General features: G+C 69.9%; 18 protein-coding genes. 5 read left to right on the top strand and 13 right to left on the bottom strand.

Annotation, left to right across the window (positions count from 1 at the left end; translation table 11 throughout):
* Positions 1-28: 28 nt before the first annotated feature.
* Positions 29-1195: a CaiB/BaiF CoA transferase family protein gene (locus tag AC3WOH_RS17840; RefSeq protein ID WP_492230626.1), complete on the bottom strand. Its 1167-nt coding sequence runs from the start codon at positions 1193-1195 to the stop codon at positions 29-31.
* A gap of 21 nt (positions 1196-1216) precedes the next feature.
* Positions 1217-2167, bottom strand: a complete 951-nt coding sequence (locus AC3WOH_RS17835; RefSeq protein ID WP_492230625.1) for a hydroxymethylglutaryl-CoA lyase — start codon at positions 2165-2167, stop codon at positions 1217-1219.
* Between the two features lie 113 nt (positions 2168-2280).
* On the opposite strand from AC3WOH_RS17835, the gene AC3WOH_RS17830 reads away from it, so the two are divergent.
* On the top strand, positions 2281-3207 hold the full coding sequence (locus AC3WOH_RS17830) for a LysR family transcriptional regulator (RefSeq protein ID WP_492230623.1): 927 nt from the start codon (positions 2281-2283) through the stop codon (positions 3205-3207).
* On the opposite strand, the gene AC3WOH_RS17825 is transcribed toward AC3WOH_RS17830, so the two are convergent.
* On the bottom strand, positions 3192-4175 hold the full coding sequence (locus tag AC3WOH_RS17825; RefSeq protein ID WP_492230622.1) for a 2-dehydropantoate 2-reductase: 984 nt from the start codon (positions 4173-4175) through the stop codon (positions 3192-3194). The two genes, AC3WOH_RS17830 and AC3WOH_RS17825, sit on opposite strands and share 16 nt — an antisense overlap.
* A gap of 84 nt (positions 4176-4259) precedes the next feature.
* Positions 4260-5225 carry an N-acetyl-gamma-glutamyl-phosphate reductase gene (gene argC, locus AC3WOH_RS17820; protein ID WP_492230620.1) on the bottom strand — a complete coding sequence of 322 codons (966 nt, stop codon included), beginning with the start codon at positions 5223-5225 and terminating at the stop codon, positions 4260-4262.
* Positions 5226-5334: 109 nt separating this feature from the next.
* On the opposite strand from argC, the gene AC3WOH_RS17815 reads away from it, so the two are divergent.
* Both AC3WOH_RS17815 and AC3WOH_RS17810 read left to right on the top strand, forming a co-directional pair.
* Complete coding sequence (locus AC3WOH_RS17815) at positions 5335-6222, top strand: LysR family transcriptional regulator (protein ID WP_492230618.1); 888 nt, start codon at positions 5335-5337, stop codon at positions 6220-6222.
* A gap of 328 nt (positions 6223-6550) precedes the next feature.
* Positions 6551-7057, top strand: coding sequence for a Fur family transcriptional regulator (locus AC3WOH_RS17810; protein ID WP_492230617.1), 507 nt, complete (start codon positions 6551-6553; stop codon positions 7055-7057).
* Positions 7058-7118: 61 nt separating this feature from the next.
* On the opposite strand, the gene AC3WOH_RS17805 is transcribed toward AC3WOH_RS17810, so the two are convergent.
* The 3 genes from AC3WOH_RS17805 to AC3WOH_RS17795 all read right to left on the bottom strand — a co-directional run bounded on the left by AC3WOH_RS17805 (position 7119) and on the right by AC3WOH_RS17795 (position 10943).
* The gene (locus tag AC3WOH_RS17805; RefSeq protein WP_492230616.1) at positions 7119-7820 is read right to left on the bottom strand and encodes a phosphatase PAP2 family protein; all 702 of its coding nucleotides are present in this window, start codon (positions 7818-7820) and stop codon (positions 7119-7121) included.
* A gap of 194 nt (positions 7821-8014) precedes the next feature.
* Complete coding sequence (locus AC3WOH_RS17800) at positions 8015-10198, bottom strand: TonB-dependent receptor (RefSeq protein WP_492230615.1); 2184 nt, start codon at positions 10196-10198, stop codon at positions 8015-8017.
* A gap of 409 nt (positions 10199-10607) precedes the next feature.
* A complete protein-coding gene (locus tag AC3WOH_RS17795; protein WP_492230614.1) occupies positions 10608-10943 on the bottom strand; it encodes a hypothetical protein in 336 nt (111 codons plus the stop codon).
* Between the two features lie 145 nt (positions 10944-11088).
* On the opposite strand from AC3WOH_RS17795, the gene AC3WOH_RS17790 reads away from it, so the two are divergent.
* On the top strand, positions 11089-11829 hold the full coding sequence (locus AC3WOH_RS17790; protein ID WP_492230613.1) for an FTR1 family protein: 741 nt from the start codon (positions 11089-11091) through the stop codon (positions 11827-11829).
* 99 nt (positions 11830-11928) lie between these two features.
* Here the strand turns inward: AC3WOH_RS17790 and AC3WOH_RS17785 are convergent, their stop codons facing one another.
* Positions 11929-12429, bottom strand: a complete 501-nt coding sequence (locus AC3WOH_RS17785) for an HU family DNA-binding protein (RefSeq protein ID WP_492230612.1) — start codon at positions 12427-12429, stop codon at positions 11929-11931.
* Positions 12430-12603: 174 nt separating this feature from the next.
* Complete coding sequence (locus AC3WOH_RS17780; RefSeq protein WP_492230611.1) at positions 12604-13368, bottom strand: AraC family transcriptional regulator; 765 nt, start codon at positions 13366-13368, stop codon at positions 12604-12606.
* Positions 13369-13477: 109 nt separating this feature from the next.
* On the opposite strand from AC3WOH_RS17780, the gene AC3WOH_RS17775 reads away from it, so the two are divergent.
* Positions 13478-14308, top strand: a complete 831-nt coding sequence (locus AC3WOH_RS17775; RefSeq protein ID WP_492230610.1) for a sulfite exporter TauE/SafE family protein — start codon at positions 13478-13480, stop codon at positions 14306-14308.
* Here AC3WOH_RS17775 and AC3WOH_RS17770 read toward each other — a convergent pair.
* From AC3WOH_RS17770 to AC3WOH_RS17755, 4 genes are read right to left on the bottom strand one after another with little or no spacing between them, the layout of a single operon-like run.
* Complete coding sequence (locus AC3WOH_RS17770) at positions 14298-16100, bottom strand: feruloyl-CoA synthase (RefSeq protein ID WP_492230609.1); 1803 nt, start codon at positions 16098-16100, stop codon at positions 14298-14300. The genes AC3WOH_RS17775 and AC3WOH_RS17770 overlap by 11 nt on opposite strands.
* 21 nt (positions 16101-16121) lie before the next feature.
* Positions 16122-17063 (bottom strand): 3-hydroxyacyl-CoA dehydrogenase NAD-binding domain-containing protein, encoded by a 942-nt coding sequence (locus tag AC3WOH_RS17765; RefSeq protein ID WP_492230608.1) that lies wholly within the window; start codon positions 17061-17063, stop codon positions 16122-16124.
* A gap of 14 nt (positions 17064-17077) precedes the next feature.
* Positions 17078-18079, bottom strand: a complete 1002-nt coding sequence (locus AC3WOH_RS17760; protein ID WP_492230779.1) for a Bug family tripartite tricarboxylate transporter substrate binding protein — start codon at positions 18077-18079, stop codon at positions 17078-17080.
* Positions 18080-18138: 59 nt separating this feature from the next.
* Positions 18139-19062, bottom strand: a complete 924-nt coding sequence (locus AC3WOH_RS17755) for a beta-keto acid cleavage family enzyme (RefSeq protein ID WP_492230607.1) — start codon at positions 19060-19062, stop codon at positions 18139-18141.
* Positions 19063-19074: the final 12 nt, after the last annotated feature.

Genomic DNA, 19074 nt, shown 5'->3' with positions numbered 1-19074 from the left:
GGGGTTCTTGTGGGGTGGTGGAAAAGGCTCAGGCCGGTATGCGGTCGGCCTGGCTGGGCAGGCCGGCGAGGATTTCCGCGGTGTGTTCGCCGACCTTGGGCAGCGGGCTGCGCACCCCGGGGCGGCGCCCGTCCATGCGCAGGGGCAGCAGCACCACGTCGGTGGTGCCGCCGTCGTCGGTCTGCATGGGCACCAGGCCGCCGCTGGCCTTGAGGTGGGGGTCGTCCATCAGCTGGTCGGGCCGCACGATGGGCGCATAAGGAATGCCCGCAGCCTCCAGCTTGGGTGCCAGCTCCTGCACGCGGTGGTGCTGCAGGATGGCGCCGAGTTTGTGCAGCAGCTCGGGCCGCACGGCCACGCGCAGCGCATTGGTGGCCAGGGCCGGGTCGGCCGCGAGCTCGGGCGCCTCGATCACGCGGCACAGCGTGAGGAACTGCTTGTCGCTCACCGCCCCGATGAACAACTGCTCGCCGCCGGCCAGCGTGAACACGTCGTACACGCTCCAGGCCGACACGCGCGAGGGCATGGGCGGTGGCGCCTCGCCCGTCATGGCGAACTGCTGCATGTGCTGCGCGGCCAGGAACACGCAGTTCTCGAACAGCGCGCTCTGGATCTCCTGGCCGCGGCCCGTGAAGTCGCGCTCGCGCAGCGCGGCCAGCACGCCGATGGCGCCGAACATGCCGCCCATGATGTCGTTGACCGAGGTGCCCGCGCGCAGTGGCCGGCCCACGGGCCCCGTCATGTACGACAGGCCGCCCATCATCTGCACCACCTCGTCCAGCGCCAGCCGGTTCTCGTAGGGGCCGGGCATGAAGCCCTTGTGCGTGACATAGATCAGGCGCGGAAAGCGCGCGGACAGTGTGGCGTAGTCCAGCCCGAAGCTGGCCATCAGCCCGGGGCGGAAGTTCTCCAGCACCACGTCGCAGGTGCCCGCCAGCTCGGCCGCGGTGGCACGGCCTTCCTCGGTGGCGATGTCGATCACCACGCTCTTCTTGTTGCGGTTGAAGGATCGGAAGAAGCCGATCCCCAGGCCCGGCAGTTCGCGCGTCTTGTCGCCGCCGGGCGGCTCGACCTTGATGACCTCGGCCCCCAGGTCGGCCAGCACCATGCCGCAGGTGGGGCCCATGACCATGTGGGTGAATTCGAGGACGCGGACGCCCGTGAGGGGCAGGCGGGGTTCGGGGATGGGGCTCATGGCGGGTTCCTTGGGGTGCGGTCAGGCCGCAATGGCAGCCTGGGGAAAGGTCTTGGGCAGGCCGGCGCGCCACAGCGTGCCGTGCAGCGTCTCGCCCGCCAGCCAGCCGGCCACCTGGCCGCGCAGGGCCAGCAGGCCGGCGATGTCGATGCCGGTGGCGATGCCCATGCTGCCCAGCAGGTAGGCCAGGTCTTCCGTGGAGACATTGCCGCTGGCGCCGGGCGCATGCGGGCAGCCGCCGATGCCGGCCAGGCAGGCATCGAAGCGGGTCACACCCACCTCCAGCGCGGCATACACGTTGGCCAGGCCCAGGCCGCGCGTGTCGTGGAAATGCCCGCACCAAAAGCGCTCGCCCGCGATGCGCACGGCGTCCTCGAACAGGTCGCGCACCATGGCCGGGTCGGCATAGCCCACGGTGTCGGCCAGGCTCACGCGGTCGGCACCGGCGTCGAGCAGGGCCTGCATCAGGCGCAGCACCTCGGCCTTGTCCACCGTGCCCTGCAGCGTGCAACCAAAGGCCGTGCCCACACCACCCTCGATCAGGGTGCGTGAGCCCGCCGCGTCGCGTGCGGCGCGGATGCGCGCCACCTCGGCAACCACCTCGTCGGGCGTCTTGCGCAGGTTAGCCAGGCTGTGGGCGTGGCTGGCCGACAGGGGCACGATCATCAGGTCGGCAGCGCCTGCAATCGCACTCTCGGCGCCGCGCAGGTTGGGCACCAGCACCGAGGCGAAGAGACCCGGCAGGGTCTTGGCGTAGGCCAGCAGCTCGGCCGTGTCGGCCAACTGCGGCAGCAGGCGCGCGGGCACGAAGGAGCCGACCTCGATCTCGCGCTGGCCGGCGGCGTGGGCGGCGCGGATCCAGGCACGCTTGTGCTCGGTGGGCAGGATGGTGGCAATGCTCTGCAGGCCGTCGCGCAGGCCGACTTCGCGGATGGTGGCGGCGCGGGGCAGGCGGGCGCTCGTGGGGGGCATGTGGTTGTCTCCAGATCTTGGATGGCACTGTAGACATTCCCGATGCGTTGCAAAAGCGGTATTCTGGAAGCAATAGCGTTCCCTTTAGGAATGCCAGAACACGACCGCCTGCCATGCGAGACCTCGACCTCACCACCCTGCGCCTGTTCGTCGCTGTCTGCGAGGCGCGCAACATCGCCCGCGCTGCGGAGCATCACCACATCGTGGCTTCGGCCATCAGCAAGCGCCTGGCGCAGCTGGAGCAGCAGGTGGGCCACACGCTGATCGACCGGCGGCGCCGCGGCGTGGTGCCCACGGGCGCGGGCGAGATCCTGCTGCAGCATGCCCGCGCCATGCTGGCCGCGGGCGATCGCGTGGGGCGCGACATGGCGGCCTATGGCAACGGCATCACGGGCCAGGTGCGCATCCTGGCCTCGGTGTCGTCGATTGCCGAGTTCCTGCCCGACGACATCGCCGCCTTCCTGCAGGTGCTGGCGCACCGTGACATCCGCGTGGACATCGAGGAGGCGGTGAGCAGCGAGCTGGTGCGCAGCCTGCGCGAGGGCGTGGTGCCCGTGGGCGTGTGCTGGGACGCGGCGGACCTCGATGGCCTGCAGACCCGCAGCTACCGGCGCGATCACCTGGCCATCATCACCCCGCTGTCGCACCCGCTGGCGCGGCGCAGGCGCTGCGCGTTCGAGGACACGCTGGCGTTCGACCATGTGGGCCTGCCCGCTTCGACCGCTGTGCACACCATGCTGGCGCGCGCGGCGGCCATCATCGGGCGGCCCGTCAACTACCGCGCGGTGGTCAGCACCTTCGATGCGTCCATGCGCTGCGTGCGCGCCGGCCTGGGCATTGCGGTGGTGCCGCGCGAGGTGGCCGAGCCCGTGGCCGCCAGCCTGGGCGTGCGCGTGCTGCCGCTCACGGACGGCTGGGCGCAGCGGCGCTTTGCCGTCTGCTTCCACGACGAGAAGAAGCTGTCACCCGCCGCGCGCATGCTGGTGGAGCACCTGCACCAGGCGGCGGTGCTGGCCGAGAAAAGTCAGGCAGCCGGGTAGAGGTTGCGCACGCGGGCAAACAGCCGCACCAGGCCCAGCAGGGCGTCGATGTTCGGCGTGGCCTCACCCACGCGCTGGCCGATCTCCTGCACTGCGGCCACCAGGGCGTCGATCTCCAGCGCACGGCCGGCCTCCGCGTCCTGCAGCATCGAGGTCTTGAACGCGCCGAGCTTGCGTGTGAGGGCATGGCGCTCCTCGGGGCTCTGCGCGATGGGGCAGCCGATGCGTGCGCCGATGCGCCCGGCCTCCTGCATGGCGGCCGAGCAGAAACCGCGCACCAGTTCGTCGTCGAGCAGCCGGTCCACCGTGGCGCCGGTGATGGCCGAGACCGGGTTCATCGTCATGTTGCCCCACAGCTTGTACCAGATGTCGTAGCGCACATCGGCCGAGTGCGTGGCCTCGAAGCCCGCGTGGTTGAGCAGGTCCGCCAGGCGCTGCACGCGCTCGCTCTGGCCGCCGCCGGGCTCGCCGATGAGCAGGCCGCGGCCCATCTTGTGCAGCACCAGGCCGGGCTCGGGCGTGGAGGTGGCGGCATGCACCACACAGCCCACCACCTGGACCAGGGGAATGGCGCGCGTGATCTCGCCGCCCGGGTCCACGCTGGCCAGCGGCGCATTGCCAAAACCCGGCAGCCCCTGGCAGAACCACCAGGGCACGCCATTCATGGCCGGCAGCACCAGGGTCTCGGGGCCCATCAGCGGGGACAGGCTGCGCGCCACGCCGGCCAGGGCCGGGCCCTTGACGGCAATGACCACCAGGTCCTGCACGCCCAGCTCCGCTGGCTGGTCGGTGGCGTGCGCGGGCGCCTGCACCAGCCCGTCGGCCGTCTGCAGGCGCCAGCCTTTGTCGCGCAGGGCGGCCAGCGTGGCGCCGCGCGCCACCGCGCTGACCTGGGCGCGCCCTGCCGCAGCCAGCCGCGTGCCGATGAACCCGCCAATGGCGCCTGCGCCGATGATGCAAACCTTCATGGATGTGCCTGTAGTGGATGGACAAGGCGCGCGAGTCTGCACGGCTTGGCCGCTCCCCACAATCAATCCTTTCTGATGGATTGATTAGGCGGGCTGAAGAATGCGCTGGCCTTGGGCGATGTGTCCCAGCACCAGGTCCAGGTTCTGCACGGCCGCGCCCGAGGCGCCCTTGCCCAGGTTGTCGAACACCGCGGCCAGCAGCACCTGCCCGTGCTGCGCATTGGCAAACACCGACAGGCGCAGCTGGTTGCTGCCGTTCAGCACCTCGGGGTCCAGGTGCTCGGTGGACTCGGCCTCGGCCAGGCCCATAACCTCCACATGGCGCTGGCCTGCGTAGTGCTGCGCCAGGGCCTGGTGAATCGCCTCGGCGCTGGTGCCCGCGGGCAGGGCGCGCAACTGCAGGGGAATGGTGAGCACGATGCCCTGGCGGAAGGCGCCATAGGCCGGCAAAAAGAAGGGGCGCGCCGCCAGGCCGGCGTGCTGCTCGATCTCGGGCGTGTGCTTGTGCGCCAGGCGCAGGCCATAGACCTGGAAGGCCGGGGCCCGCGCGCCCGGGGCTTCGTGCTCCTGCACGCGCGCCCGCCCGCCACCGGAGTAGCCCGACACGGCGTGGATGGACAGCGGGTGGTCCGCCGGCACCAGGCCGGCCTGCACCAAGGGGCGCAGCAGCGCGATGGCGCCCGTGGGGTAGCAGCCGGGGTTGCTCACGCGCTGTGCGCTGGCAATGCGTTCGGCCTGGCCCGCAGCCATTTCGGGAAAGCCGTAGACCCAGCCCGGCGTGGTGCGGTGGGCCGAGCTCGCGTCGATCACGCGCACGGCGGGGTTGGTGATGGCGGCCACCGCCTCGCGCGCCGGGCCGTCGGGCAGGCACAGCACGGCGATGTCGCAGGCGTTGATGGCCTCGGCCCGGCGCGCCGGGTTCTTGCGGTCCTGCTCAGGCAGGGTCAAGAGGCGCAGGTCGGTGCGGCCGTGCAGGCGCTCGTGGATCTGCAGGCCGGTGGTGCCCTGGTCGCCATCGATGAAGACGAGGGGTGCGTTGCTGGTGCTCATGCGGGATGCTCCTGGTCGTTGCCAAATGGGGGATGCGCAATCTTCCGGCGCTGCCTAGAATTTGAAAAGTTGAATTTCACAAACATCTGGATCAGGATTTCTGAACGACATGCGTGAACTGAACCTCGACCGCCTGCGCACCCTGGTCACCATCGCCGACCTGGGCTCCTTTGCCGAAGCCGCGCGCGTGCTGCACCTGGCCGCCCCCACGGTGAGTCTGCACATGGCCGACCTGGAGGCCCAGGTGGGCGCCCCCCTGCTGCTGCGCAAGCGCGGCGAGGTGCGCGCCACGGGCGTGGGCGAGGCCCTGGTCGAGCGTGCGCGCCGCCTGCTGGCCGATGCCGACGAAACCCTGGCCGTGGTGCAGCGCCAGGTGCAGGGGCTGGCGGGGCGCGTGCGGCTCGGGGCCTCCACCGGCGCCATCGCCCACCTGCTGCCGCAGGCGCTCGAAGTGCTGGGCCAGCAGCACCCGGGCATCGACGTGCAGGTGGCCGTGCTGACCTCGCAGGACACCATGGCCCGCCTGGCCGGCGGCACGCTCGATGTGGGCCTGGTGGCGCTGCCGCAGTCCTCCCTGCATGGCGTGCAGGTGGAGCCCTGGCGGCGCGATCCCGTCATGGCCTTCGTGCCCGCGAAGTGGCAGGCCCCCACGCGCGCCACGCCGCACTGGCTGGCGCGCCAGCCGCTCATCCTCAACGACGAAGGCACCAGCCTCTCGCGCCTGACCACCGACTGGTTCGCCGCGGCCGGCGAGCAGCCCGCGGCGCGCATCCAGCTCAACTACAACGACGCCATCAAGAGCCTGGTGGCCGCCGGCTACGGCGCCACGCTGCTGCCGCACGAGGCGGCAGGCAGCACGCCACCCGACCCGCGCATCACCATGCTGGCACTGCGCCCCGCACTGTGGCGGCCCCTGGGGCTGGCCTACCGCACCGGGGCCCTCGAGAAGGCCACGCAGCATGTGCTGGACGTTTTGCGAGAGCAGCGCCAGGCGTGATGGGCTCTTGGGCGGGCTGCGTTGGCAGGCTTCGAGAGTAGAATTTGAACGTACTACTTTGGGTGCCGGCATGTCTGGAGGCAAGAGGCGTTCAGGCATCGGAATCTGCTGACGCAAGCTCTGTCCATGGTGCGGGGTTGGTGGCCCACGGGTAGGTTTGCCAACACCTGTCGATCTCTTTGCCGGGCCCATCCATGAACCTTGCCGCATCCCTTGCCATTGCCCCGTCCGAGCCCCTAGGCGCCGGGCCCCGGGAGGCTTGCGCGCCAGGCCCATGCCCCGGTGACCGGAGTGCCAGCGCTTGACTCCCGCCGCCACACCCAAAAGCATGCCTGCCCGGGCTCTGGGGGGCAGCGCACGGCTGCGCAAGCCATTGCATTCCGCGCCCGTGGCACAGGCGGCCGAGCCCCAGGAGGATGCCGCAGCAGAGCGTGCGCCGGTACTGCAGCGCCTGCGCAAAGCGGGCCTGCGCCCCACGATCGCGCGCATCGGCATCTACCAGGTGATTGCCGAGGCCAGGCCCTTTGGCTTGTCGGCCGACGAGGTGTACCAACGCATGTTGCAGCGTGGCACCCATGCCTCGGCGAGCACCGTCTACCGGGTCATCCGGGAGTTTGACGAGCACGGGCTCGTCTCCAGCGTGTGGGACGAAAGCAGAAAGGCCGTCTATCTGGTCAAGCCTGCCGAACCCCAGTCCAGCGTGCTGCTCATCGGATGCTCGCGCACCGGCCAACTGGTGGCCATCGATGACGCGGATCTCCATGCGCGCCTGGTGGCGGCAGCCCGGCGTTTCGGCCTGGAGATCGAAGGGCGCGAGCTGCTCGTGCGTGCCTGAGCCACGTGCTCCGAGGGCTGTGCCCCGTTGCGCCCGGTCTCCTGCGGCACCGTGAAGATGCCTACACCGGATTCGGCGCTGGCTGGACCCCGCTGACAGGCCAGGCGCGCTGCAGGGCCAGGCACAGAAAGAGCCAGGCGGCCCCAGCCAGCACGGCGGCCAGCACATCCGTGGGGTGGTGGACCCCCAGGTACACCCGGCTGAAGGCCACGCTGCACACCAGCACCAAGCCGGCCGCCACGCTGGCGCAGCGCCATGCCGCATGGCGCGTGCCCTGGAACACGGCGTGCACCAGCCACCCGGCCATCAAGGCGGCTGCGACAGTGTGTCCGCTCGGGAAGCTGTAGCCATGGGCATGGACCAGGGCCTCGACCCCGGGCCGTGCGCGGTGCACCAGGGCCTTGAGGACCAGGTTGGCGAGCATGCCGCCGGGCACGGCGGCCACCAGCCAGCGCACCTGCTGCCAGCGGCGCTGCCAGGCATGCAGGCCGATGCCACCCACGATGAAGGCCACCACCACCGGATCGTGCGCGCGCTTGGTCCACAGCATGGCCTGGTCCAGGCTGGGGCTGTGCCAGGCTGCGACCAGGGCCATCCATTGCGCGTCCAGGGCCGTGGTGGCGCCCTCGGTGCCGACGTTCTGGGCCAGCCAGCAGAGCGCAAGCGCCGCGACGGCGGCCCACAGCAAAGGGTGGGTCCAGGCACCGGGCGTGCCGGTGGCAGAGCGGGAGGTGGGGGAGAGGGTAGAGCGTGCGCCTTGCATGCGGGGAGCTTGCAAGGCCCTTGTTAAGAGGCTCTTAAAGTCGTGCAGGCCGGACGGTCTTGCCACGGTCACACCACCGTGGCTGGCATGCGCCGGGCCCGTCCGGTGCCAGACGGGCCTGCCCAGAGGCAAGCCGCAGGACCAGGCACCTGCGGCTTGCCAGCTGCCCAGGGGGCGAGGGCGTTTGCCGGCCCTCAGAACTTCGCGTTCAGCGCCAGGCGGAAGCTGCGCGGTGCGCCGGGCGTGATGTTGTTGTTGCTGTTCGCGTTGATGAAGTACTTCTTGTTGAACAGGTTCTCCACGTTCAGCTGCAGCTGTGTGGACTTGCTCAGGGTGTAGAACACGGCGGCGTCCATGCGCGTGTAGCCGGGCAGCACCACGTTGGGAATGGTGTTGGCGGCCGTGGCGATCAGCTCGTTGGCCGCGAACATCTTGGTGCGGTGGATCACGCCCAGGCCGGCACCCCAGGCGGGGGTGAAGTCATAGCGGTTCCACAGCGCCAGGGTGTGGCGGGGCACCTGGCCCACGGCACCACCGGCACGCTGCGTGGCCGAGGTGTCGGCCGTGAACTTGGCGTCGGCATAGGTGTAGCCGCCGGCCACGCTCCAGGCCGGGGTGACGTTGCCCGACAGGCCCAGCTCGAAGCCTTGCGAGCGCTGGCCGTCGCTGAGCATGGTGCGGGTGTTGGTCGGGTCGCTCGGGTCCAGCACGATCACGTTGGTGCGGTCCAGGCGGTACAGCGCGGCCGTGAGGGCCAGGTTGCTGCGCACATCCCACTTGGCGCCGATCTCGAAATTCTTGAACTTCTCGGGCTTGAGCGCAGCATTGGTCAGGCTCAGCGAGGACAGCTGGTCGCCGGCGCGCGGCTGGTAGGCCACGCTGTAGTTGGCGTACAGCGAGACGGCTTCCTGCGGCTTGTAGACCACGCCGATGCGCGGCGAGACCAGGCCATCGGAAGTGTCGAACTGCTGGCCGTTGCGGTTGTTGCGGAAGTCCACCGTGAAGCGGTCGTAGCGCAGGCCGCCGATCACCTGGAACTGCGGGCCGAGTTCGATCTGGTCCTGCAGGTACAGCGCCGCCACCTTGGCCTTGCCGCTGTTGTTGGCGTCCGTGGCGCTCTGGCTGAAGGTGACCGGCAACTGCGTGGTCGGGTTGCCCAGCGGCACGTTGACGCTGGTCACATTGCCCGGGAAGAAGCCGGTGTTGCGGAAGTTGTCCGTGTCCTGCTGGCCGAGCTCGGCGCCGAAGGCCAGCTTGTGCTTGATCGCACCGGCATTGATGGTGTAGTTGAAATCGGTCTGGTTGAAGACGCTCTTGCGGCTGGTGGCGTTGTTGTAGGCGCTGAGGGCGACCTGGGTGCCGGCCGCATTCACCGCACCGGGGAAGACGTTCTGGTAGAACTTGTCCTGGTCGGTGATGCGCAGGCGGTTGCGCAGTTGCAGGCCGTTGTCGAACTCATGCTCGACCGACGCGGTGAAGGCGTTGAGCGTGGTGCCCGTGGGGCTGGCCGCGGCATTGCCGAAGAAGGTGGCGGGGTCCACCGACAGCGGGGCACCGCGGAAGCTGCTGATGCCGCGGTCGGCGATGCGGTCGTCCTTGAAATACTCGTAGCCCACGGTCACCAGCGTCTTGGCGCCGGCGCGCCAGGCCAGCGTGGGGTTGATGCCCGAGCGCTTGATGGACACGCCGTCGCGGTAGCTGTCCGAGTTCTCGTGCAGCGCGTTCAGGCGGAAGGCCAGCTGGTCGCTGATGGGCTGGTTGATGTCGGCCGTCAGGCGCTTGTTGCTGTCGCTGCCCAGGGTGAGCGAGCCGCCGATGGAGGGCGTCCAGCCGGCCTGTTTGGTCGTGCGGTTGATCAGGCCGCCGGTCGCGCCGCGGCCGAAGATCATGGCGTTGGGGCCCTTGAACACTTCCACGCGTTCGATGTTGTACAGGTCGCGGTAGTACTGCACGTCGTCGCGGATGCCGTCGATGAAGAAGTCGCCGGTGCTGCTGATGCCACGGAAGATCGGCGTCTCGCGGTTGCCTTCACCCTGCGCGAAGCCCACGCCGGGCACGTACTTGGTGGCCTCGGCCATGCTTTGCGCCGCCGTGTCGCGGATCTGCTCCTTGGTCACCACCGAGATCGACTGGGGGGTGTCGCGCAGCAGCGTGTCGGACTTGGTGGCCGTAGTGCTGCGCGGCGCGGCATAGCCGGCTTCGCCTTCGCTGCTCACGGTCACGGCGGGCAGCGAGCCCGTCGCGCTCTGTGCCAGGGCCGACGCGGCCGGCACGGCAAAGGCGGCTGTGGCCATGGCGATGTGGATCGCGTGGCTGAGCGTGCGGGGTTGCAGGGGAGCGTCCGCGGCACGGCGGATCGAAGCGGTCTTGGAGGACATGGATGGAACCTTGGAGAAGAAAGGAGGAGAGAACGGGGCCGCCGTCCAGGCGCGCCGCGTGGGCGCGCAGCACCGCAGGCGCCATGCAATTGATAAATGCAAGTTGTTCTCAGTCGCAATCAAATGTATCGATACGGAAGTAGTCGTGTCAAGTGCTACTGGTGGGCCTGTGTTGGACTTGCCACGGCGCGGTCCGTGGCGATGGCACGGCGCGGAACGCGCTGGCGGCTGCGGGCGGACAAGCTGGCGCGCGCGGGCGGGTAAGCTGGCGCGCGCGCCAGGGCGCTGGCACTGCGGGGCGCGAGAACGTGGTGTGGGGAATCGTGGATTGGAATGCGCGTGGCATTCCCGCCTGCAGCCTTCGACCCGGCCACGGGGTTGGCGCCCTGGTGGGCGAGGCCTGCCTGGCTTACTCGCTCGGCGTTTTGGTCACGCGCGCGCTGCGCACGCCGCCGATCTGGCCGCGCACGACCTTCCAGAAGTTCTTGGTGCCTTCCACCAGCCGCCATGCCTTGGAGCGGTGGGCCAGCACGCCGACCTCGGGCAGCACGTCGCGCAGGCTCTTGATGTTGAGGATCTTGGTGTACTTGCGCACCGTGGTGGGGCTGTGGATCAGCAGCATCACGCGCCAGCCGTAGTGGCGGCCCAGCATCAGCATGCCGATGGCGCTTTCGAGCTCGTCCAGGTCGCCATTGAATTCGTCAACGGCCCGGTCGATGATGGCCAGGAGATCCTTGTCGGTCATGGAGGGGTGTGCAGGGCTGATTCAGGGGTGGGCCGCACGGCATCGGTGGGCGGGGCCGGGGAAGTGTCTCACGGAATGCCGGTGCCAGCATCGATAATGAGAAGCATCCATAACCAACCCCGGCCCCGCCAGGCTTTTCCCTTCTGTGTTCGATGCATTTGCGGTGGTGCTGCGGGAATCCGCCGAGCTGATCCTGATCCTGGCCTCGCTCGTGGCCTGCCTGCGCTCCGCCCGCGCCGGGCACCTGCTGCGCTGGGCGGCGGGTGGCACCCTGGCGGGCTGCGCCCTCGGCGCCGGGCTGGGCCTGTGGCTCATCGCCTCCGACATCGATCCGCGCTGGACCGCCGGCCTGACCTTCGTGCTGGCGGTTGGCGTGCTGCTCATGGTGAGCTCCATGCTGGTCGCTGCCAGCACCATCCGTTCGCGCACACAGGCCCTGGTCGAGGTGTGGCTGGAGCGGCCTGCCGCCCCGCTGGTGGTGCTGGCCTTCTCCATGGTGGTGGCGTTTCGCGAGACGCTGGAGGTGGCCTTGTTCCTGCGCTCGCAGTGGCTGCGCACGGAGGCGGGCGACGTGGTCGCGGGTGCGGTGCTGGGCTTGGTGGGCGTCGCCTGCCTGGCCATCGCCTCGCGCAGGATCAGCACGCGCATCGGCCTGCTGGCGGCCTTCCGGGTGTCGGCGCTGGTGCTGTCGCTGCTGTCCATCCAGATGATGCTGGGCGCCGTGGCGGAATTCATGCACGCATCCGGTGCCGCGGGTGTGCCGCTGCTGGCCTGGGCTGCGCCGGCCTTGCCCGAGGGGCGCTGGTATGGATGGGTGTGTGCGGCGCTGATGTCCGTGCCTGTGGTCTCGGTGCTGCGCAGCTGGTGGAGAGAGTCCTCCGCATAGCGCGCAACGGGGCCCACGGCTGGGCAGACAGCGCGGCCAAAAATGAAACAGGGCCGGCGCTTGCGCGCGCGGCCCTGTGTCAAGGGGGCAGGGTGGCGATCAGGCCGTTGCGTCCTTGAGCTTCTTCAGCGCGCGGGTCTTGATCTTCACGCTGGCGGGCTTGGCGGGGAACCAGCGCTCTTCACCGGTGAAGGGGTCCTTGCCGAAGCGCTTCTTCTTGGCGGCCACTTGCTGCAGGCCGATCTTCAGCACGCCAGGCAGCGTGAATTCGCCGGAGCCCTTCTTGTGCACCGAGCCCAGGATGGCGGCTTCGAGCGCCGCCAGCACGGCCTTGGTGGCCTTGGCGTCCACGCCCGACTGCTCGGCCAGGTGGGCCACCAGGGTCGTCTTGTTGAAGGCGGCCTTGATGGGCTTGAGCGCTGCAGGCGTTGCTGCGGCGGCGGGTGCAGCCTTCTTCGCTGCAGGTGCTGCGGCCTTCTTGGCAGCAGGCGCTGCCTTCTTGGCGACAGGTGCCGCGGCCTTCTTGGCCACGGGTGCTGCAGCCTTCTTCGCTGCGGGGGCTGCCTTGGGAGCAGCGGTGGTTTTCTTTGCAGTTGCCATGATGGTGTTGATTCTTTGTTTTCGAGAGTTGCAATGGGCCCCCTCGCATATGCAAGGAGGTGCGCGATTTTAGAAGCACTGTGCGCACGAACGCTATAGGACAAGACCGCAGAACCTCAGCGGCCTTTGCTTGGCGTGATTTTTACAACGCTTGTGCAGCCGCTGTGCGCTGCCCTACACCACCAGGAACTCCGAGGGCGGGCGCCCCAGGCACTTTCTGAACATGGTGGAAAAGGCGCCGGGGCTCTCGTAGCCGAGGTCCAGCGCGACGCTGGTCACCGCATCGCCGCGCGACAGGCGCGACAGGGCCGCGAGCAGGCAGGCCTGCTGGCGCCAGGCGCCAAACGACATGCCGGTCTGCAGGCGAAAGAAGCGCGTGAAGCTGCGCTCGCTCTTGTGCAACTGGCGCGCCCAGTCGGCCGGCGAGGCATGCACCTGGGGGTGGTGCAGAAAGCCCGCGCACAGGGCCGCGAGGGCCGGGTCCTGCGGCATGGGGGCAAAGAAGGGCAGGGTCGGTGCGCGCGCCAGCTCGTGCAGTAGCAACTGCACCAGGGCGCCGTCGCGCCCGCGCTGCTCATAGCGGGCCGGCAGTTCGGCGGAGTCCAGCAGCAGCTGGCGCAGCAGCGGCGAGACCTGCAGCACCTCGCACTGCTGCGTGGCCCGCGGTGCGGCGCTCGGCTCGATGTAGAGGCTGCGTGTGCTCACGCCCAGCATGCGCACGCGGTGCGGCTTGCCCGCAGGGATCCACACGCCCCCGCTGGGCGGAACGACCCAGGCGCCATCGCCGGTGCCCACCTCCATGGTGCCCGTGGCGCCATACAGGAATTGCGCGCGCCGGTGGCTGTGCGTGTCGAGCAGGGTGCCCGCCGGGTAGTCGGTGGCAACGGCCAGCAGCGGCCGGTCCACGGCATCGACGGTGTGCAGGGGGATGTTGCGCATGCTCCGCGGGTCTGGCTGAAATGCAAACATTATTGACCTGCCTGCGAAAGCGGGCCAGCACGGTGCGCCCTACGCTGGCGGTCGTGTCTTGCTGCCCCTGGATCTGCGCATGGAGTTCTACCTCGTCCTCGCCCTGTTCGGCACCCTGGCCGGTGTCACCACCGTGCTCTTCGGCTTTGGCGGTGGCTTCGTCGTCGTGCCCGTGCTGTACCGCACGCTGGTGCACCTGCATGGGGCGGACAGCGCCATCGGCCAGTCGGCCATGCAGGTCGCGGTGGCCACCTCCACCTGCGTGATGATCGTCGGCGCGGGCCTGGCCACGCGGCGCCACCACCGCGCCGGCAATGTGGACTGGGCCCAGGTGCGGCCACTGCTGGCCGCCATCGCGGTGGGTGCGGTGGCGGGTGCAGCGGCCGCCACCGCGCTGCGCAGCGACTGGGTGCGCTGGGCCTTCGTGGGTTACCTCGCGTGCACCATCCTCGACGGCTTGCTGCGCCCCGGCTTCATCCGGCCCCGCGTGGCCGACGTGGCGCAGGCAGCCAAACCCCGGCCCTTGGGGCCGCTCACGGCCGTCCTGGGGCTTGCCATCGGTGCGGTGGCCGCCTTCCTGGGGGTAGGCGGCAGCGTGATGACGGTGCCGCTGATGCGCCGGCGCGGCGCGCCCATGGTGCAGGCCACGGCCGCGGCCAACCCGCTCTCGCTGCCCGTGGCGCTGGCCGGCACCGCGACCTATGTGCTGCTGGCCTGGGAGCAGGGCGCGGCGTTCGGCAGCGGGTACGCGGGCTTTGTCGACCTGCGGGCCTTTGCCGTGCTGGTCGTGGGCTCGTGGCTGGGCATTCGCCTGGGCGGGCGTTTCGTGGGGCGCCTGCCCGACGGGCTGCACGCCAAGGTCTACCTGGCGCTGCTCACGCTGGTGCTGCTGGCCATGCTCATGCGCTGACGATCACCTCGGCGCGCAGCGGCGCTGCGTGCAGGGCGTGCACGTCTTCCTCGCGGTGGGCGAGCACCGCGCCCTGGTTGATGTAGCCCTTGTCGGTGATCTCGCCCGCATCCGCATCGGGCGGCGTGCGCAGCACCAGCGCCCGCGTGGGGCATTGCGAGGAGCCCGCGCCCGCGTCGCGCCGCGCGCGCATCACGCTGCGCAGGGCCTCTTCGAGCCGCTGCGCATCGCCCGCGCCGGCCGCCGAGGGAAACACCAGCATGCCCACCTCGTCGCGGTCGTGCCCGGTGAGCACGATGTCCTGCACCAGGGGCGCGAGCTGCGAGACCAGCTCCACGCGCAGTGTGCCCACCGAGACCCAGCTGCCGGTGGAGAGCTTGAAGTCCTCGGCCACGCGGCCGTTGAAGACCACTCCGCGCTCGGGGCGCCGCGCATCCGCCAGCAAGCCCGCATCGCCGATGCGGTAGAAGCCGTCCTCGTCGAAGGCCGCCGCCGTCTCGCGCGGCGCATTGCGGTAGCCCGGAAACACCGACACGCCTTTGACCCGCATCTCCAGCTTGCCGCCATTGGGCACCAGCTTGAGCGTGAGGCCCGGCAGCGGCGCGCCGATGCAGCCCGCGCCCTGCATGCGCCAGTGGGCCGTGGTGATGGCTGGCGCGGTCTCGGTGGCGCCCCAGGAGGTGGTGAGCCACAGCGGCTGGTGCGGCCGGGCGCGCTCGGCCACGGCTTCGAGCCGCTGCCAGGTGGAGGGCGCGAGCGCTGCCGCCGCATAGAAGGCCAGGCGCAGGCGCGAGAACACCTCGGCCGCGAGGGCAGGATCGGATTCGAGCGCGGGCAGCAGCATGTCGAAGCCGCGCGGCACATTGAACAGCAGCGTGGGCCGCACCTCGCGCAGGTTGCGCAAGGTCTTCTCGATCAGGCCGGGCGCGGGCCGGCCCTCGTCGATGTAGAGCGCGCCGCCATGGCACAGCACCATGTTCAGGTTGTGGTTGCCGCCGAAGGTGTGGCTCCAGGGCAGCCAGTCCACCAGCACGGGCTTTTCGTGGTCGAGGAAGCGCCAGACCTGGGCAATCATCTGCTGGTTGGCGCAAAGCATGCGGTGGGTGTTGATCACCACCTTGGGCTTGCCGGTCGAGCCCGAGGTCAGCAAGTACTTGGCATGGGTGTCGGGCGAGATGGCCTCGAAGGCCTGGGCCACGGCCGGTGTTTCCCGGGCCGCCAGCAACTGCGCAAAGCCGATGGCGCCCGGGACCTCCTCTGCGTTGCGGCTGAACACCTGCAGCGCGCTGCCACCGTAGCCCGCGAGGGCCGGCGCATAGGTGCGGGCATCCGAGGCATAGACCAGGCAGGGGTCGAGCGCGGCCAGCATGCCGTGCAGCCGGCCCGGGTCGCGCGAGCGTGCGTACGCGCTCGACAGCGAACAGGGCGTGCGGCCGATGTGCATGGCCGCGAGCATCAGCACCGCATGGTCCACCGCGTTGTCCGACAGGATGGCGATGGGCCGGCCCGCGGGCAAGTTCCTGTCCAGCAGCGATTGGGCTACGGCCCCTACCGCCTGGCGCAATTGGGCATAGGTCAGGCGGCGCCAGTCCGCGCCGTCGTCGGTGCGCTCGGCCAGGGCCAGCGCGTCGGGGGTCTCGCGCGCCCAGCGCTCCAGCCATTCGCCGATGCAGCGGGCATACGGGCCCAGCGGCTCGGGCGAGTGCAGGGTGAAGGCGCCGCCCGGCAGCGGGGTGTGGACGGTGCTCGGGGGTGCCAGCTCGGCGGGGTCGTCGACGAAATCGGTGGGCATCGTGGGGTCTCTTGTTCTGGGTCAGTCGAGGTGGCCGGACGCCTGCTTGGCGCGCAGCAGGTCCAGCAGCAGGGCATCGCGCGTGCGCGCCAGGTCCTCGGTGGTGCGTTGGCCCAGTTCCTCGGCCACGCCCTGCGCCACCTGCTGCTTCAGGGCATCGGTCATCGCCGGCGTGCCCAGGTCCTGCCACCAGCTTTCGATGGGGCCGCCCAGGTGGGCCAGCACATGGGCCACGCCGCCTGCGCCGCCCGAAAGGTGCAGGTTCATGAACGGGCCCATCAGCGCCCAGCGCAGGCCGGGGCCGTGGGCGATGGCGGTGTCGATGTCGGCCACCGTGGCCACGCCCTCGTTCACCAGGTGGAAGGCCTCGCGCCACAGCGCGGCCTGCAGCCGGTTGGCGATATGGCCCTTGATCTCGCGGCGCACCTGGATGGGGCGCTTGCCGATGGCGGTGTAGAAGGCCATGGCGCGCGCGATGGCCTCGGGCGCGGTCTGCTCGCCGCCCCCCACCTCCACCAGCGGAATCATGTGCGGCGGGTTGAAGGGGTGGCCCAGCACCACGCGCCCGGGCGTTGCGCACAGCGCCTGCATGGCCGTGACCGACAGGCCCGATGAACTCGATGCCAGGATGGCGTGCGCTGGCGCAGCGGCATCGATCTGGCGGAACAGTTCGGCCTTGAAGTCGGCGCGCTCGGGCCCACTCTCCTGCACGAAGTCGGCCGTGGCCACGGCGTCCTCCAGCCGGGCGTGAAAGACCAGGCGCGCCAGGCTCGCGCCCGGCGCCAGGCCCTGGCGCTCCAGCGTGGGCCAGTGCGCGGCCACGGCCTCGCGCAGGCGCTCCTCGGCGCCGGGCGAGGGATCGGTCGCCGCCACGTCCAGCCCGCGCGCCAGGAAGTAGGCGGCCCAACTGGCGCCGATGACGCCGGTGGCCACCACGGCGACGCGCTTCACGGTCGAATCCATGCAGGGGGCTCCTTTCACGATTCAGCGGTGAAGCCGATCTTCTTGACCAGCGGGCCCCAGCGGTCGAATTCCGCATGCTGGGATGCCGCCATTTCCGCCGCCGTCGAACCTTGCGCGATCAGCCCCACCACGGCCAGGCTGTCGATGACGGACTTTTCCTTGATCGCCGCGTTGATGGCAGCATTGGCCGCGGCCACCACCGGGGCGGGCGTCTTGGCTGGTGCGTAGAAGCCGAACCATTCCTCGGTGGTCAGCTCGGGGAAGCCCTGCTCCGCAAAGGTCGCGACCTCGGGCGAGAACGGCGAGCGCGCCTTGCCCGAGGTGGCCAGCAGCCGCAGCTTGCCGGCCTTGTGGTTGGGGATGAAGTCGCCGCTGGGCGTCACCATGGCGGCGATCTGGCCGCCCACCACATCGGTCACGCCGGGCACGGATCCGCGGTAGGGCACGTGCTTCAAGTCCACGCCGTGGTTGATGCCCAGCAGCGCACCGATGAAGTGCGGCGTGGAGCCCGCCGCGGGCGAGCCGTAGTTGGCCTGGCCCGGGTTGGCCTTGGCCCAGGCGAGGAAGTCCTTCACGTTCTTCACCGAGGCCGGCACCAGCGGCCCCACGGCCAGACCGTGGTGCATGATGGCCGCGATGGACACGGGCACGAAGTCCCTCACCGGGTCGTAGCTGAGCTTGCTGTAGATGTGCGGGTAGATCGAGGTGCACGAAAACGGCGAGAGCGTGAGCACGCTGCCATCGGCCGCTGCGCCCCGCAGCGATTCGAGCGCGATGCGCCCGCCCGCGCCGGGCTTGTTCTCCACCACGCCGGCATTGCGCGTGTAGGCCGAGCCCGCGAGCTTCTCGCCCACGCGGCGGGCCACGCTGTCGCCCGAGCTGCCGGCCGGAAAGCCATAGAGGATCTTCACCTGCTCGATGCCCTGCGCAAAGGCCTCCAGGGGCGAGAGCGAGCCCAGCGCTGCGGCAGCGCCCAGGTGGCCCAGGAAGTGGCGGCGTGTCGTGCCTGTCGTCATCGTCATGTCTTGTCTCCTTGTTGTCTTGTCGGGATGGTGGTGGCAATGTCTGGGCGGGGTCAACCCAGGGCAAACTCGGGGCGGGGGCCGCCCATGCGCGGCAGGCCCATCAGGGCGCGCGCTTCGGCGGGCGTGGCGGGCTCCATGTCCAGCTCGCGGATGAGGCGCACGATGCGTTCGGTGAGCTGCACGTTGGTGGCCAGCTCGCCCTGGCGGAAGTACAGGTTGTCCTCCAGCCCCACGCGCGCATGCCCGCCCAGCAGCAGGGCGGCCACATTGGCTTCGAGCTGCGAGGGGCCGATGCCGCTCACGCAGAACAGGCTGTTTTTGGGCAGCGTGTCCACCATCATCTGCAGGTGGCGCGGCGAGTAGGGCATGGCGTTCTGGAAGGCGCGGTGCACGTTCATCACGAGGTTGATGAAATGCGGGCCATCGCCGTCGTGCCCCTCCTCGATCAGGGTCGTGGTGTCCTGCAGGATGTGGGTGGGGCTGAACACCTCCCACTCGGGCTTGATGCCGCGCGCCTTCATGCCCGCGGCCAGTTCGCGCCCGCGGCTGAGCGGCGTGTCCATCAGGATCTCGCGGCCGTCGAAGCTCAGGTTCAGCGTGGTCGCGTCCAGGGTGCACATCTCGGCCCCGGCGTCCATGCCCTTGATGCGTTCCTCCCAGGCGATTTCCCAGCGGCCGCCGGGCAGGGGCTTGACCATGTCGCCGTGCACACCACCGCCGGTGGAGTTGTTGAGCACGATGTCGCAGCCCTTGGCCCGGATGCGGCGGTTGATGTCGCGGTAGACGTCGGCATTGCAGGTGGCGCCGTCGTCGGGCCGGCGCGCGTGGATCGCGACCACGCTGGCACCGGCGTTCCAGCAGCGCTCCACGTCGTCGGCGATCTCGGCGGGCTGGGTGGGCAGGTGGGGGTTTTGCGACTTGTGGGCCATGCCGCCCGTGGGGGCGATGGTGACTATGACTTTGCGCTTGCTCATCGGGGTCCTGGT

This window comes from Acidovorax sp. FW305-C-20-28 (assembly GCF_058783375.1).
Note: the sequence above shows the minus strand (reverse complement) of the source record. Positions and strands in the feature narration are given on the sequence as shown.